12 protein-coding genes and 1 pseudogene are annotated in these 15307 nt (G+C 59.8%); 6 read left to right on the top strand and 7 right to left on the bottom strand.

Translation table 11 applies throughout. The features are described from left to right. Positions 1 to 166 precede the first annotated feature (166 nt). On the top strand, positions 167 to 1597 hold the full coding sequence (gene sbcB / locus FQ192_RS06815; RefSeq protein WP_149657910.1) for an exodeoxyribonuclease I: 1431 nt from the start codon (positions 167 to 169) through the stop codon (positions 1595 to 1597). Between the two features lie 98 nt (positions 1598 to 1695). Here sbcB and mvaT read toward each other — a convergent pair whose 3' ends face one another. Beyond that, the gene (mvaT, locus tag FQ192_RS06810; RefSeq protein ID WP_007933316.1) at positions 1696 to 2073 is read right to left on the bottom strand and encodes a histone-like nucleoid-structuring protein MvaT; all 378 of its coding nucleotides are present in this window, start codon (positions 2071 to 2073) and stop codon (positions 1696 to 1698) included. A 339-nt stretch (positions 2074 to 2412) separates the two neighbouring features. On the opposite strand from mvaT, the gene purU reads away from it, so the two are divergent. Further along, positions 2413 to 3261: a formyltetrahydrofolate deformylase gene (gene purU, locus FQ192_RS06800; protein WP_027922916.1), complete on the top strand. Its 849-nt coding sequence runs from the start codon at positions 2413 to 2415 to the stop codon at positions 3259 to 3261. Between the two features lie 65 nt (positions 3262 to 3326). After that, positions 3327 to 3503: a hypothetical protein gene (locus FQ192_RS33950; RefSeq protein WP_178129028.1), complete on the top strand. Its 177-nt coding sequence runs from the start codon at positions 3327 to 3329 to the stop codon at positions 3501 to 3503. Between the two features lie 101 nt (positions 3504 to 3604). Here FQ192_RS33950 and FQ192_RS06795 read toward each other — a convergent pair whose 3' ends face one another. The 5 genes and pseudogenes from FQ192_RS06795 to FQ192_RS34965 form a co-directional block, all read right to left on the bottom strand. After that, a complete protein-coding gene (locus tag FQ192_RS06795) occupies positions 3605 to 4600 on the bottom strand; it encodes a lysylphosphatidylglycerol synthase transmembrane domain-containing protein (protein ID WP_149657908.1) in 996 nt (331 codons plus the stop codon). Next, on the bottom strand, positions 4597 to 5370 hold the full coding sequence (locus tag FQ192_RS06790; protein WP_149657907.1) for a DUF2334 domain-containing protein: 774 nt from the start codon (positions 5368 to 5370) through the stop codon (positions 4597 to 4599). The genes FQ192_RS06795 and FQ192_RS06790 overlap by 4 nt, the downstream gene beginning before the upstream one ends. Continuing rightward, positions 5363 to 6484 (bottom strand): glycosyltransferase family 1 protein, encoded by a 1122-nt coding sequence (locus tag FQ192_RS06785; protein WP_149657906.1) that lies wholly within the window; start codon positions 6482 to 6484, stop codon positions 5363 to 5365. Before FQ192_RS06785 ends, FQ192_RS06790 begins: the two co-directional genes overlap by 8 nt. A 192-nt stretch (positions 6485 to 6676) precedes the next feature. After that, positions 6677 to 7441, bottom strand: a complete 765-nt coding sequence (locus FQ192_RS34970; RefSeq protein ID WP_372242329.1) for a methyl-accepting chemotaxis protein — start codon at positions 7439 to 7441, stop codon at positions 6677 to 6679. A gap of 93 nt (positions 7442 to 7534) precedes the next feature. Continuing rightward, a pseudogene (locus FQ192_RS34965) lies at positions 7535 to 8566 on the bottom strand (cache domain-containing protein); the annotation flags it as partial. Positions 8567 to 8753: 187 nt separating this feature from the next. On the opposite strand from FQ192_RS34965, the gene FQ192_RS06775 reads away from it, so the two are divergent. Then, positions 8754 to 10235, top strand: a complete 1482-nt coding sequence (locus FQ192_RS06775; RefSeq protein ID WP_149657904.1) for a helicase HerA-like domain-containing protein — start codon at positions 8754 to 8756, stop codon at positions 10233 to 10235. 105 nt (positions 10236 to 10340) lie between these two features. Here the strand turns inward: FQ192_RS06775 and FQ192_RS06770 are convergent, their stop codons facing one another. Beyond that, entirely contained in the window at positions 10341 to 10796 is a 456-nt protein-coding gene (locus FQ192_RS06770; RefSeq protein ID WP_054613720.1) for a DUF721 domain-containing protein, read from the bottom strand. A gap of 307 nt (positions 10797 to 11103) precedes the next feature. On the opposite strand from FQ192_RS06770, the gene secA reads away from it, so the two are divergent. Together secA and argJ are read left to right on the top strand one after the other, a co-directional pair. Then, positions 11104 to 13839, top strand: a complete 2736-nt coding sequence (secA, locus tag FQ192_RS06765; protein ID WP_149657903.1) for a preprotein translocase subunit SecA — start codon at positions 11104 to 11106, stop codon at positions 13837 to 13839. Between the two features lie 121 nt (positions 13840 to 13960). Beyond that, on the top strand, positions 13961 to 15178 hold the full coding sequence (gene argJ / locus FQ192_RS06760; RefSeq protein WP_149657902.1) for a bifunctional glutamate N-acetyltransferase/amino-acid acetyltransferase ArgJ: 1218 nt from the start codon (positions 13961 to 13963) through the stop codon (positions 15176 to 15178). Positions 15179 to 15307 lie beyond the last annotated feature (129 nt).

Here is a 15307-nt window from a genome sequence, read left to right as displayed (position 1 = left end):
CCGGATCGGGATTCAATAATGCGCAGATGCTAGCAGCCTCTTGGGGGGAAACGACATAACTATGTATTGCACGATGCAAAGCCGGAAGTGATTGAATGACAAGAGGACTGGCCGCAGCGACTTATCTGCGCCTAGACTTCGCCGGTCTTCAGTTCAGGAACAGCCCGTGACCTCCATCTTCTGGTACGACTATGAAACCACTGGCATCAACCCCCGTTGCGACCGGCCGCTGCAAGTGGCGGGGATTCGCACCGACTTCGAACTCAATGAAATAGACGAGCCGGTCAATCTGTATTGCCAGCCCAGCGACGACATCCTGCCGCATCCGGCGGCGTGTGCGATCACCGGCATCACGCCAAGCCGTCTGGCCGAACAAGGGCTGAGTGAAGCCGACTTCATGACCCGGGTGCATGCCCAACTCGCGGCCCCCGGCACCTGTGGTGCCGGTTACAACACCTTGCGCTTCGACGACGAGATGACCCGCTACAGCCTCTATCGAAACTTTTTCGACCCGTATGCTCGGGAATGGCAGGGTGGCAACAGTCGTTGGGACCTGATCGATGTGGTGCGCGCCGCGTATGCCCTGCGCCCCGATGGCCTGAACTGGCCCACGGACGACGAAGGGCGGGTGACGCTCAAGCTCGATCGCCTGACGGTGGCCAATAACATCGATCACGGCAATGCCCACGAAGCCTTGTCCGATGTGCGCGCCACCATCGCCCTGGCCCGTTTGATTCGCGAGAAACAACCGAAGTTGTATGACTGGCTGTTCCAGTTGCGCAGCAAACAGAAGGTGATGGATCAGATTCGGTTATTGCAGCCGATGGTGCACATCTCCGGGCGTTTTTCGGCGGCGCGCAGTTATGTCGGCGTGGTATTGCCCCTGGCCTGGCATCCGCGCAACAAGAACGCGCTGATTGTCTGCGACTTGCACCTGGACCCCCAGGGCTTGCTCGACCTGGATGCCGAGACGTTGCGCCAGCGCCTGTATACCCGTCGCGATGAGCTGGCTGAAGGCGAGTTGCCGGTGCCGCTCAAACTCATTCATATCAATAAATGCCCGGTGGTGGCGCCGCTGTCGGTACTGCGTGCCGAAGATCAGCAACGCCTGGGGCTGGAGATGGCGCTATATCAGCAACGGGCGCTGCGGCTAAGTGACGCACAACAAGTTTGGCGCGATAAGGTCATGGCGATTTATGCCAGCGAAGCTTTCGCCGCGAGCCAGGATCCGGAGCAACAGTTATACGACGGCTTTATCGGTGATCGGGATCGGCGTCTATGTGATCAAGTCCGGGCGGCGGACCCGGTGCAATTAGCGCAACAACAATGGCCGTTCGATGATGAGCGTTTACCTGAATTATTGTTTCGATATCGCGCACGCAACTTCCCGGATACGTTGAATTTCGAAGAGCAAGAACGCTGGCGGCTATTTTGTCAGCAACGTTTGAGTGCTCCGGAGTGGGGGGCGCCCAATACCCTGGAATCTTTTGCGCAGGCCTCGGCACAATTGGCCAATAGCGCTACAACGTTTCAGCAAGAGGTGCTCAATGAATGGGCAAATTATGTCCAGGGATTACGCAAACGTTTGAGTCTTTGAAGTGCAATGATTGAAGCCTGAATCCCGGGCATAAAAAAACGCCAGCATCTGCTGGCGTTATTTTTTGTCGCAGAATTAATCTGCAACAGGCTTGCGGCTTAGCCCAGCAGGGTAGCCCAGCCTTCAACCACGTCGCCGCCCCACTTGGCTTTCCACTCTTTCAGAGTCTTGTGGTTGCCACCTTTGGTTTCGATGACTTCGCCGTTGTGCGGGTTTTTGTATTGTTTAACTTTGCGAGCACGCTTGGTGCCAGTAGTTTTTACTGCGCCGCCACGTGGTGCTTTGGTTTTGGACTCTGGATCCAGCAGCGCGATGATGTCACGCAGGGATTTGGAGTACTCGCCCATCAGGGTGCGCAATTTGCCTTCGAATTCCAGCTCGGTTTGCAGTTTGTCGTCTTGGGACAGATTCTTCAAACGGGCTTGCAGCTCTTTGATAGCTTCTTCGGTGGCGCGGTATTCGTTGATCAAGGACATTGAGGACTACCTTATGTAGGACGCAGGATGGCAGGGACAGTGCGGCAATAATAGTCAGGGTGTTTCATCAAGTAAACATTTAACCGAAGTTTTATTTAAATGAGTTGCGGTGAATAGGGCATGAACTCGTTGTGCAGTTAAATAGTGTGATGCAGTCAACACAGATATTCACAAATGAGTGCTTGAACATGCTCTGCTACAGCCCCATCGCGTTGGCGCGTGACGCGGCTCGAACCCGGGCCGTTGGCCGATGTGCAGGGGCAGGCGTCATCAATACTGCAGTTTTGCTGCGCAATCGCTAGAATGGCGGCCTTTGCGAAGTTCTGGAGTTTGACCCTAATGCGCACTTTTCGGCTGGTGATTGCTTGCCCGGACCGCGTCGGTATCGTTGCTAAAGTCAGTAACTTTCTGGCGTCACATAACGGCTGGATCACTGAAGCGAGCCATCACTCGGATAATCTCAGTGGCTGGTTCTTCATGCGTCACGAAATTCGTGCCGATTCGCTGCCTTTTGGTATCGAAGCTTTCCGCGAAGCGTTTGCGCCGATTGCCGAAGAGTTCTCGATGAACTGGCGTATTACCGATACCGCGCAGAAAAAACGCGTGGTATTGATGGCCAGCCGCGAGTCTCATTGCCTGGCGGACTTGCTGCACCGCTGGCACAGCGATGAACTGGACTGCGAAATTTCCTGCGTGATTTCCAACCATGACGACTTGCGCAGCATGGTCGAGTGGCACGGCATTCCTTATTACCACGTACCGGTCAATCCACAGGACAAAGAGCCTGCGTTTGCCGAGGTCTCGCGCCTGGTCAAACAGCACGATGCCGAAGTGGTGGTACTTGCCCGTTACATGCAGATTCTGCCGCCGGCGTTGTGCAGCGAATATGCCCACAAGGTCATCAACATTCACCACAGCTTCCTGCCGTCGTTCGTCGGGGCCAAGCCGTACCATCAGGCTTCCCTGCGTGGCGTGAAGCTGATCGGCGCTACTTGCCACTATGTCACCGAAGAACTGGACGCCGGTCCGATCATCGAGCAGGACGTGGTCCGTGTCAGCCACAGCGACAGCATCGAAGACATGGTGCGCTTCGGCCGTGACGTCGAGAAGATGGTGTTGGCCCGTGGCCTGCGTTATCACCTGGAAGACCGGGTGCTGGTCCACGGCAATAAAACCGTCGTGTTCTAAACTCCACACCTGATCGTTCCCACGCAGAGCGTGGGAACGATCAGTGTAGAGAGAGGAAATTGACCATGGCCGATCCACTGGACAAAGCCACTTCCAAGGCGCCTGCCACCTTGGGCGAGGGCTGTTTGAGTCGTTATGACCCGGATGACATGAGCCCTGAAGACGGCACCGAATTCCCCGGCGCCGCCGAGTTGTGGGAGCAGTTGCAGGAAACACCTGGCGAAAAATCCGGGGACGCCTGATCCCTGTAGGAGCGAGGCTTGCCCGCGAAAACGGTGTGTCAGCCAGCATCAATATTGGATATCCCGCCGTTTTCACGGGCAAGCCTCGCTCCTACACGGGATCAGGCCTGCTTGAATTTCATCAACTTCTTGAGCAACGGCCGTCCCAGCATCAGCAAAAACACCGGCCCACCGACCACCAGGTAAAAGTAATACGTCACCGCCCGCCAGATCAGAATCGCCGCCGCCGCGGTGGATTTCCCCACCATCGGCGCCAACAACGCCGCCGAGGTCAATTCCGCCGCACCGGCACCGCCCGGCAACAAGCTGAATTGCCCCGCACCCAATGAGAGCATCTGGATCAGAAAGCTCCAGGCCCACTGCAAATCCGCCCCCAATCCGCGTAACGCCAGGTACAGCACGCTGTAGCGCAGCAGCCAATGCACGCAGGTCAGGGCGAAGACCTTGGCCAGTGTCTGGACGGGCAACTTCAGCGTGTCCGTGAACGCCGCCAGGAAATGCAGGAGTTTTCGCGCCCAACGCAGGCGTGTGCTGGCTTTGACATTCAGGCGCGCAAGTAACCGGCCGCTCAGACGAATCAGCAGCCGATGGAAACGCGCCACCATCAGGCAAGTGACCAAGCCGCCGAACAACGAGACAGCGCTGACCATCAGCAGCCATTCCATGCGCTGGCTCAGGTGCTGGAACAGCGCATAAATCAGAATCCCGCTCAGAGCGCAGAGGAAAAACAGCAGGTCGCTCAATTGGTCCATGGCAAACACCGCGCTGCCCCTGGCCGGGCGCACGCCGTTACGCGCCAGCAGGGCCATGATGGTCAGCGGTCCGCCACTGCCGCCGGGGGTGGCGCAGTAGGCGAACTCGGCAGCCATGACCACGCCAAGGCTTTTGACGCGGCTGACCTTGTCGCGCTGATCGCCCAGCAACAGGCGCAAGCGCATCGTATTGACCACCCAGCACAGCAGAACCATGCCGAACATGATCAGCAAACCGCTCACCGGAAAGCTTTGCAGGCGCGACCAGGTTTCGTTGCCGCCCAATACCAATGGAATCAGCACCGCCGCCAGCAGGGCGAGGAACAGCAGAATCCCGCGACTCATGCTGTGCGGCCGAAACGGTCTTGGTGCAGCGTCAGCCAGTCGGCCTTGGTCATTGGCACACGGCCCTCGTCGAGTAAGTGTTCAAGTGTTTTCAGCCAGTAATCACGGGAAAACCGGTGACGCATGTCCACCGGGTGCAGGCCGAGGCGAATCACCGGCGCATGCCGCCAGCGTTGTTGCCGTTGGTCGCTGACGATTTTCGATAGACCGCGGCGCCAGGCACTGCGCGCACTCCAGACCAGCCCGGGGGCATCGATCGCGGTGAATTCCGGCAGACGATACAGATGTTGCGGGTCGCTGGTGTAACTCAATGGCAATTGTTGCAAGGCCTGGCGTGTTCCTTCGCTCATCAGCCAGGCAGGCGCGACAAAGCCTTTAAGCGGCCAATTGTAACGATGAAACACTTCGATGCCAGCGCGCAGGCGAGCAAGGGCGGCGGCTTGAGACAAACTGTAGAACTCGCCTTCGTGGGTGTAGACACGGCGCATGAACCAGTCTCGGGGTGTCGTCGCTGTCGGGCTGTCGTCGCAGTGAAAGTAGCCGTGCAAGGCCAGTTCGTCACCCCGGTCGAGGCGACTGCTCAACATCCGGCGAAATCCCGGGTGCGCCTCCAGGTCGTTGTGTTTGTGAAAATCGGGGACCACCAGCCAGGTCATCGGCACGCCGCCCAACGCATCGACGGTGTCGACGAAAGGCTGGTAATCGGCCCAGGTCTGCGGTGCCACGTCGTGCAGCACCAGCAACAGTGCGGGGGGCGTGTGCTCAGCCATTGGCAGTCAGCGGCCAGGGATCGCCAAGCACGGCGTGATAATGGCCCAGCAAGCTGTTGACCACCGCGTCCCAGGCGTAATGCCGTTCCACATGTTGCCGGGCCTGTTCGCCCAGGGTGACGCTGCCCCGGCTGAACAATTCGCGCACTGCGTTGGCCATGGCCAGGGGATTGTTGGGCGCGCAGAGCAGGCCGCATTGCTCGGTGACAATTTCCTTGAAGGCCCCGGCTGCCACGGCGACCACCGGAATGCCGCTGGCCATGGCTTCGAGGATGACCAGGCCGAAGGTTTCCTGGTCCCCTGCGTGCAGCAGCGCGTCGGCGCTGGCCATCAAACGCGCGACCTGGGTGGCCGGGCAGAACTCATCCACAACCGTGACGTTGTCCGGCACTTGGGCCGGCATCGATGAACCCACCAGCAGCAGGTGATAGCGCGGCCCCAGGCGTTTCATGCAATTGAGCAGTACCGGCAGGTTTTTCTCCTTGGAGCCACGTCCTGCGAAGATCAGCAGCCGGGTGTCCTCAGCAATCCCCAGTTCGGCCCGCAGTTCCGGGTCACGGGCACTCGGGTTGAAGGTTTGCAGGTCGACGCCCAAGGGCTGCACGAACACATTGCGCACCCCCAGGCCGGACAGTTTGTCCGCCATGACCTGGCTCGGCGCCAGCACCCGGTCGAAGTTGCCATAAAGCTTGCTGACATAAGCCTCGACATTGGTGGTCACCCAATTGCCCATGCGATTGCTGACCAGCAGCGGCAGGTCCGAGTGATAAAAGCCGATCACCGGCACATCCAGTTGCCGCCGGGCATCCAGCGCCGCCCAGGCGGTGAGGTAGGGGTCGCCGACTTCAATCAGATCGGGCTGCAAATCCTGCAGAACATTGCGCCAAGGCGCGAGACGAAGGGGGAAGCGATAACCCTTGCCGAAGGGCAGGGCGGGAGCGGGAACCGTGTACACACCGTCCTGTTCGCTCAGGTGTGAACCGGGTATCAGCAGGCTGTGGCGAATTCCCGGTTTGACGCTCAGGCGACGGTGCTTGGCGTCCAGATAAGTGCGCACGCCACCGCTGGCAGGGGCGTAGAACATGGTTATGTCAGCGATATGCACGATGAACATCCCTCCGGGCTATTGCTCTCCCTAGGTTGACCTATATGAAGGATAGATGTTCGGCTGGAGTTTTGCGGCGGGGGTGTCAGCGGGGGATGTGGTGTTTGATAGACCGCTTTCGCGGGCAAGCCTCGCTCCTACGCGGATGTGCGATCCGTTGTAGGAGCGAGGCTTGCCCGCGAAGAGGCCCTAAAGGACGCCTCAGATACGGAAACTGCCCACCAACTGCTTCAACCGCGCCGCCTGCTGCTCAAGGTCCGAGCACGCGCGCAACGTCGATTGCAGGTTTTCCACGCCTTCCTGGTTCAGCGTATTGATCTCGGTAATGTCGACGTTGATCGACTCCACCACCGCAGTCTGTTCCTCGGTCGCCGTGGCCACCGACTGGTTCATCCCGTCGATCTCGCCGATGCGCTGGGTCACGCTGTTCAGGCGTTCGCCGGCCAGGTTGGCGATTTCCACACTGTCCTGGCTGTGGCGCTGGCTTTCGCTCATGGTGCTGACGGATTCCCGGGCGCCGACTTGCAGCTCCTCGATCATGGTCTGCACCTGTTGCGCCGATTCCTGGGTGCGGTGCGCCAGGTTGCGCACTTCGTCGGCCACCACCGCAAAGCCACGACCGGCTTCACCGGCGCGCGCCGCTTCAATCGCTGCGTTGAGCGCCAGCAGGTTGGTTTGCTGGGAAATGCTGGTGATCACTTCGAGGATCTGGCCGATGTTCACGGTTTTGCTGTTCAGCGACTCAATGTTGGTGCTCGACGCGCTGAGCATGCTCGACAGTTGATTCATCGCCTTGATGCTGCGGTCCACCACTTGCTGGCCGTCTTCGGCCAGGCTGCGGGCGTCGCTGGCCTGGTTCGAGGCTTGCGCGGCGTTACGCGCGATTTCCTGGGCGGCGGCGCCGAGCTGGTTGATCGCGGCGGCCACGCTGTTGGTGCGCGAGGCTTGCTGGTCAGAGTTGAACATCGACGAGTTCGAGGCCGCGACCACACGCAACGCCACTTCGTTGACCTGGCCGGTGGCCGAGGACACTTCGCGGATCGAGGTATGAATTCGCTCCACAAAGCGGTTGAACGCGGTACCGAGGATGCCGAATTCGTCATTGTTCTGGATGGTCAGGCGTTTGGTCAGGTCGCCTTCACCGTCGGCGATGTCTTCCATGGCGCGGGTCATGACGTGCAACGGCTGGATCAGGATTCGGATCAGCATGCCGAGCAGGGCGATGATGATAGCCACGGCGATCACCGTCGCGACCACCGCCGAGGCGCGGAACTCGCTGAGCATGGCGAAGGCTTTGTCCTTGTCCACCGACAGGCCGATGTACCAGCTGACCGATGGCAGGCCTTTGATTGGGGTGAAGGTAACGATGCGGGTCTTGCCGTCAACTTCGACTTCACTGAAATCGCTGCTGATGCGCGGGGTGTTTTTCGGGTAGGCCTCGTTCAGGGATTTCATCACCAGGGCTTTGTCCGGGTGCACGAGGATCTTGCCGTCGGCGCTGACCAGGAAGGCATAACCCATGCCGTCGAAGTCTCGGGCGCTGAGGGTGTCGATCAAGGTTTGCAAACTCAGGTCGCCGCCCACTACGCCCACGCTTTGTCCGGCCTTTTTCGAGGCGGTGGCGATGGAAATAATGGTCTGGCCGGTGGCCGCGTCGATATACGGTTCCGTCAGCGTTGCCGTGCTGCTGCTTTCGGCGCCTTTGTACCAGGGGCGAACCCGAGGGTCGAAGCCGTCAGGCATTTTCACATCCGGGCGAATGCTGAAGTGGCCGGTGGCGTCACCGAGGTAGGACGCCATGAACGTCGACGTCAGGGCTTTCTGTTCAAGCAGGCTGGCCACGGTGGACTGTTCAGGGTTGATTGCGATGTTCTGCGCGAGGTTGTCGATCAGCAGAATGCGACCGGTCAGCCAGGTTTGAATGTTGCTGGCGGTGACCTCGCCCATCTCGTTGAGGTAATTGTCCAGGTCCTCGCGAATCGCGTTGCGTTGCAAATAGTCGTTGTACAGCGTGAACGAGGCAAAGGCAGCAATGACGATCAGGGCGGCGGCAAGCAGTATCTTATGGCTGAAACGCAGATTTTTGTTCATGGCTTGGGGTGTCCGCTAAGGTCTTAATGTCCAGGGCGTGCTTTTATAAAGGCACGCAAATTGGGCGGTGTTGAAAGTAAGCTGATATTCCGTCTCTCCTTAGGGAATTACCGACGCTCTTTTCAGTCTGGTCTCTCGCCTCTTTTTATCGGCCGTGCAGGATCAAAGATTAACCATGGGTGACAAAATGCCTGACTCATCGCAACTCGTTATCGGCGCCGACCTCGCGGGGCAGCCGATCGCCCAGGCCATGCGCCTGGCGAACCGTCACGGTCTGGTCGCGGGCGCGACCGGGACTGGCAAGACCGTCACGTTGCAACGCCTGGCCGAAGCCTTCAGCGATGCCGGTGTGGCGGTGTTCGCCGCGGACATCAAGGGCGATCTGTGTGGCCTCGGCGCCGCCGGCAACCCGCAAGGCAAGGTCGCCGAGCGCATCGCCGGGATGCCGTGGCTGAACTACAAGCCTCAGGCGTATCCGGTGACCTTGTGGGACATTCACGGTGAGTCCGGTCATCCCTTGCGCACCACCCTGAGCGAAATGGGCCCGCTGTTGATCGGCGCGTTGCTGGAGCTGACCGACAGTCAGCAGTCGGCGCTGTACGCCGCGTTCAAGGTCGCGGACCGCGAAGGCCTGTTGCTGCTGGACCTCAAGGATTTGAAAGCGCTGCTCAATCACCTGCGGGACAACCCGCAATTGCTCGGCGAAGACGCGGCATTGATGACCACCGGTTCCAGTCAGGCGCTATTGCGGCGGCTGGCGACCCTGGAGCAACAGGGCGCCGAAGCCTTGTTCGGCGAGCCGGCGCTGCAACTCGAAGACATCCTGCAACCGGCGGCCGATGGTCGTGGGCGCATTCATCTGCTCGATGCCAGTCGTCTGGTGCATGAAGCGCCGAAGGTCTACGCGACCTTCCTGCTGTGGCTGCTGGCCGAGCTGTTCGAACAACTGCCGGAGCGCGGCGATGCCGACAAACCGCTGCTGGCGCTGTTTTTCGACGAAGCGCACTTGTTGTTCGCCGACACCCCGAAGGCGTTGCAGGAGCGTCTGGAGCAAGTGGTGCGCCTGATTCGTTCCAAAGGCGTGGGCGTGTATTTCGTCACCCAGTCGCCGGGGGACTTGCCGGACGACGTGCTGGCCCAACTCGGTTTGAGAGTGCAGCACGGCTTGCGCGCGTTCACCGCCAAAGAACAGAAGTCCCTGCGCGCCGTGGCGGATGGCTTCCGGCCGAACCCGGCGTTTGATGCCTTGTCGGTCTTGACTGAACTGGGGATCGGCGAGGCGCTGGTTGGCACCTTGGCGGACAAGGGCACGCCGGAGATGGTCCAGCGGGTGTTGGTCGCACCGCCGCAGTCGCGGATCGGGCCGTTGACCGACACCGAGCGCACGATGCTGATCGCCGGGTCGCCGTTCAAGGGGCGTTACGACAAGCCGGTTGATCGCGAATCGGCGTATGAAGTGTTGATGGGGCGCAAGGGCCTGGCGCCGGAGGCTGAACCGGGTAAGCCGGCTGCTGAGGAGCCGAGTTTTACCGACAAGGCTGGGGAGTTTCTTGGCACGGCGGCGGGGCAGGCGCTGAAATCGGCGATGCGACAGGCGGCGAACCAGTTGGGCCGACAGTTGGTGCGTGGGTTGATGGGCTCTCTATTGGGCGGCAGCAAACGCCGCTGAATTCCTGGCTGGCCACAATCAATGTAGGAGCGAGGCTTGCCCGCGAAGAGGCCCTTGAGGGCGCCAAAAGCTTCGCGGGCAAGCCTCGCTCCTACAGGATTTTCATCAGTCTTTTGGTTTGGCGTGCGCCGCAAGGCGCTCCAGCGCCGCCCGCAAATTCGGATCGCTGATCCCGTCGGCTGTCGCCTGAATGGTCGCACCCGCATCGCTGGACAAACTGATGGTATGCCCCGCCGCGCCCTGCTGGACGGTCGGCGGCTGGACCTTGAACAGAATCCGCGTCAGGCTGGCGAACTCATCAAACAACTGCAGCTGCCGTTGCAAGCGCTTCTGCTGGTAACGCAGGCGGGTGGCCCAATGACCGTCGGTGACAATCAGCAACAAACTGCCCTCGCGCCACGACGCCACATGGCAGTGCTCGCGCGCAGCGGGTTGCAACTGGCTTTCCACCAGGCGTTGCAGATGACCCAGGCGTTGAGCCTGGCCGAAGATGGCTTTCAGCGGTTTGGCTTCGCGAAGCAGAACGGCGGGTGCTCTGGCCGTGAGAGGGCGAAATGCCATGATCAGACACCTGAAGTAACAGAGCGGCCATGGTAGCAGAAAGCACTCGATGAGCCTGACCCATTGCTTTGCGAGCGCTTTACCCATTAAATCAACAAGTAACTTCTGCCGTGAATGGCTTGAAGTTCAGTAAAAAGCCCTTATTTTAAGTGAGCCCCGTAACAGCGCAGTGCATGCATCGTGGAATAACGCCACTTTCCTCACCATCGTTTCCGGGTAGAATGCTCGTTCGCATGCGGCCATGAGGGCTGCTCGGGCGACTCACGGGGCCGCCCTCCATCCCTTTAGTGTGGAAGATCCTGCCGATATGTTTGCGCCTTTGTTAAAGAAACTTTTTGGAAGCAAGAACGAGCGTGAAGTCAAACGCATGCTCAAGACGGTGCAATTCGTCAATGCCTTCGAAGAGCAAATGGTGGCCCTTTCGGACGATCAGTTGCGTGCCAAGACGGACGAGTTCAAGGCCCGCATCGCCAAAGGGGAAACCCTCGACAAGCTGTTGCCAGAAGCCTTTGCGGTCGCCCGCGAAGCCGGCAAGCGCGTCATGGGCATGCGTCACTTCGACGTCCAGTTGATCGGCGGCATGACCTTGCATGAAGGCCAGATCGCGGAAATGCGTACCGGTGAAGGCAAGACCCTGGTGGCCACACTGGGCGTTTACCTGAACGCGCTGTCCGGCAAAGGCGTGCACGTTGTCACCGTGAACGACTACCTGGCCCGTCGCGACGCCAACTGGATGCGTCCGCTCTACGAATTCCTCGGCCTGACGGTCGGCGTGGTCACGCCGTTCCAGCCGCCGGAAGAGAAACGCCAGGCTTACGCTGCCGACATTACCTACGGCACCAACAACGAATTCGGTTTCGACTACCTGCGCGACAACATGGCGTTCAGCATGGAAGAAAAATTCCAGCGCGAACTCAATTTTGCCGTGATCGACGAAGTCGACTCCATCCTCATCGACGAAGCCCGTACGCCGCTGATCATTTCCGGTCAGGCCGAAGACAGCTCCAAAATGTATGTCGAGATCAATAAACTGATCCCGCAACTGGAACTGCACGTCGAAGAAGTCGAAGGCGAAGTCACCAAGGCTGGCCACTACACCGTTGACGAGAAGACCCGTCAGGTCGAGCTCAACGAAGCCGGTCACCAGTTCATCGAAGACATGCTGACCCGCGTCGGTCTGCTGGCGGAAGGCGAGAGCCTGTATTCCGCGCATAACCTGGGCCTGCTGACCCACGTGTATGCCGGCCTGCGTGCGCACAAGCTGTTCCATCGCAACATCGAATACATCGTGCAGGACGGTCAGGTTGTGCTGGTCGACGAACACACCGGTCGTACCATGCCGGGTCGTCGTTTGTCCGAAGGCCTGCACCAGGCCATCGAAGCCAAGGAAAACCTGAACATCCAGGCCGAAAGCCAGACCCTGGCCTCGACCACGTTCCAGAACTACTTCCGTCTGTACAACAAGCTGTCCGGCATGACCGGTACCGCGGACACCGAAGCGTTCGAATTCCACCAGATCTACGGTCTGTCGGTGATGGTTATCCCGCCGAACAAACCGCTGGCGCGTAAAGACTACAACGACCTGGTGTTCCTCACCGCGGACGAGAAGTACGCGGCCATCGTTGCCGACATCAAGGAATGCATGACCCAGGGCCGTCCGGTGCTGGTGGGTACTGCGACCATTGAAACGTCCGAGCACATGTCCAGCCTGCTGGAGAAGGAAGGCATCGAACACAAGGTTCTGAACGCCAAGTTCCACGAAAAAGAAGCCGAGATCATCGCGCAAGCCGGTCGTCCGGGTGCACTGACCATCGCCACCAACATGGCTGGTCGTGGTACGGACATCCTGTTGGGCGGTAACTGGGAAGTTGAAGTCGCGGCGCTGGAAAACCCGAGCCCCGAGCAGATCGCCCAGATCAAGGCCGACTGGCAGAAGCGTCACCAGCAAGTGCTGGAGTCCGGTGGCCTGCAAGTGATCGCTTCCGAGCGTCACGAATCGCGCCGTATCGACAACCAGTTGCGTGGTCGTGCCGGTCGCCAGGGTGACGCCGGTTCCAGCCGCTTCTACCTGTCGCTGGAAGACAGCCTGATGCGCATCTTCGCCTCTGACCGGGTGAAGAACTTCATGAAGGCCCTGGGCATGCAGTCCGGCGAGGCGATCGAGCACCGCATGGTGACCAACGCCATCGAAAAGGCTCAGCGCAAGGTTGAAGGCCGCAACTTCGATATTCGTAAGCAACTGCTCGAGTTCGATGACGTCAACAACGAACAACGTAAAGTGATCTATCACATGCGTAACAGTTTGTTGGCCGCCGACAACATTGGCGAAACCATCGCCGATTTCCGTCAGGACGTGCTCAACGCCACTGTCAGCGCGCACATTCCACCGCAATCGCTGCCTGAGCAGTGGGACGTGGCCGGTCTGGAAGCTGCCTTGCAGAGCGACTTCGGTGTGGCGCTGCCGATCCAGCAATGGCTCGACGAAGACGATCACCTGTACGAAGAAACCCTGCGCGAGAAGCTCATGACCGAGCTGCTGGCGGCGTACAACGAGAAAGAAGAAGCGGCAAGCGCCGAAGCGCTGCGCAGTTTCGAGAAACAAATCGTCCTGCGCGTACTCGACGACCTGTGGAAAGACCACCTGTCGACCATGGATCACCTGCGTCACGGCATCCACTTGCGTGGTTATGCGCAGAAGAACCCGAAGCAAGAGTACAAGCGCGAGTCGTACACGCTGTTCTCCGAGCTGCTGGATTCGATCAAGCGCGACTCGATCCGTGTGCTGTCCCACGTTCAGGTGCGCCGCGAAGATCCGGAAGTAGAAGAGCAACGCCTGCGTCAGGAAGCCGAGGCACTGGCGGCGCGCCTGCAGTTCCAGCACGACGAAGCACCGGGTCTTGAGCAACCGGAACTGCTCGGTGAAGAGGTCGATGTGGCCCTTGCCGCCGCGCCGGTACGCAACGATCAGAAGCTGGGCCGCAACGAACTGTGCTACTGCGGTTCGGGCAAGAAATTCAAGCATTGCCACGGGCAGATCCAGTAAAACCCGTTTCAATCGCTGAAATACCCGCGCCGCGACCGGCATCAGCCGTCGCGGCGTTTTGCCATTTAAACCACCGATGCTGCGACGCCGGTGCTGACATCATTTATTAAGGAGCGCATTCATGGCTGTTGGTCTTGGTCCTTTGCCAACGTTGCACCCGGTTGCCGGTTTTGAACTCGGTATCGCCTCGGCCGGCATCAAGCGCCCCGGGCGCAAGGATGTCGTGGTCATGCGCTGTGCCGAAGGTTCCACGGTCGCGGGCGTGTTCACCCTGAACGCGTTTTGCGCGGCTCCCGTGATCCTGGCCAAGCAACGTGTGCAAGGCCCGGTGCGTTACCTGCTGACCAACACCGGTAATGCCAATGCTGGCACCGGCGAACCAGGCCTGGCTGCCGCCGCGCGCACCTGCGCGAAACTGGCTGAACTGACCGGTGTCGATGCCAGCCTGGTGCTGCCGTACTCCACCGGTGTCATCGGCGAGCCCCTGCCGGTCGAGAAAATCGAAGGCGCGTTGCAAGCGGCCCTCGACGACCTCTCGGTGAATAATTGGGAAGCCGCCGCCACCGGCATCATGACCACCGACACCTTGCCCAAAGGTGCGAGCCGCCAGTTCCAGCATGACGGCGTGACCATCACCGTCACCGGCATCAGCAAAGGCGCGGGCATGATTCGCCCGAACATGGCAACCATGCTTGGCTACATCGCCACCGACGCCAAAGTTGCCCGTGACGTGCTGCAAAACCTGCTGCTGGACGGCGCCAACAAGTCGTTCAACCGCATCACCATTGACGGCGACACCTCGACCAACGATTGCTGCATGCTGATTGCTACCGGTCAGGCTTCGCTGCCGGAAATCACGTCCGCCAGTGGCGAATTGTTCGCCAAGCTGAAACAGGCTGTGTTCGAAGTGTGCATGGACGTGGCCCAGGCCATCGTCCGTGACGGCGAAGGCGCGACCAAGTTCGTCACCGTTGAAGTCAACGGCGGCGGCAATCATCAGGAATGCCTGGACGTCGGCTACACCGTGGCCCACTCGCCGCTGATCAAGACCGCGCTGTTCGCCTCGGACCCGAACTGGGGCCGCATCCTCGCCGCCGTCGGCCGTGCCGGCGTGCCGAACCTGGACGTGAGCAAGATCGACGTGTTCCTCGGTGACGTGTGCATCGCCAGCCGTGGCGCCCGCGCCGAGACCTACACCGAAGCCCAAGGTTCGGCGGTGATGGCGCAGGAAGAAATCACCATCCGTATCGAACTGGGTCGCGGCGATTGCAGCGAAACCATCTGGACCACCGACCTGTCCCACGAATACGTGAAGATCAACGCCGAATACCGGACGTAAGACCGAGTCGCGCCCTTCGCGGGCAAGCCTCGCGCCTACGGATGATGTGATCTGTAGGAACGAGGCTTGCCCGCGAAGACGGCCGACCAGACGCTAGAGATTCTGGCCTGTACCCCTTCACCAAAAGGT

It is taken from the genome of Pseudomonas sp. ANT_J12, assembly GCF_008370045.1.
Lineage (GTDB): Bacteria > Pseudomonadota > Gammaproteobacteria > Pseudomonadales > Pseudomonadaceae > Aquipseudomonas.
Note: the sequence above shows the minus strand (reverse complement) of the source record. Positions and strands in the feature narration are given on the sequence as shown.

Excerpts from the sequence above, each read along its gene's own strand:
- FQ192_RS06795 (WP_149657908.1), bottom strand. The coding sequence starts at position 4,600 with ATGAGTCGCGGGATTCTGCTGTTCCTCGCCCTGCTGGCGGCGGTGCTG.
- FQ192_RS34970 (WP_372242329.1), bottom strand. The coding sequence starts at position 7,441 with ATGTTCAACTCTGACCAGCAAGCCTCGCGCACCAACAGCGTGGCCGCC.
- argJ (WP_149657902.1), top strand. The coding sequence starts at position 13,961 with ATGGCTGTTGGTCTTGGTCCTTTGCCAACGTTGCACCCGGTTGCCGGT.
- secA (WP_149657903.1), top strand. The coding sequence starts at position 11,104 with ATGTTTGCGCCTTTGTTAAAGAAACTTTTTGGAAGCAAGAACGAGCGT.
- FQ192_RS06770 (WP_054613720.1), bottom strand. The coding sequence starts at position 10,796 with ATGGCATTTCGCCCTCTCACGGCCAGAGCACCCGCCGTTCTGCTTCGC.
- FQ192_RS06790 (WP_149657907.1), bottom strand. The coding sequence starts at position 5,370 with ATGGCTGAGCACACGCCCCCCGCACTGTTGCTGGTGCTGCACGACGTG.
- purU (WP_027922916.1), top strand. The coding sequence starts at position 2,413 with ATGCGCACTTTTCGGCTGGTGATTGCTTGCCCGGACCGCGTCGGTATC.
- mvaT (WP_007933316.1), bottom strand. The coding sequence starts at position 2,073 with ATGTCCTTGATCAACGAATACCGCGCCACCGAAGAAGCTATCAAAGAG.
- FQ192_RS33950 (WP_178129028.1), top strand. The coding sequence starts at position 3,327 with ATGGCCGATCCACTGGACAAAGCCACTTCCAAGGCGCCTGCCACCTTG.
- FQ192_RS06775 (WP_149657904.1), top strand. The coding sequence starts at position 8,754 with ATGCCTGACTCATCGCAACTCGTTATCGGCGCCGACCTCGCGGGGCAG.
- FQ192_RS06785 (WP_149657906.1), bottom strand. The coding sequence starts at position 6,484 with ATGTTCATCGTGCATATCGCTGACATAACCATGTTCTACGCCCCTGCC.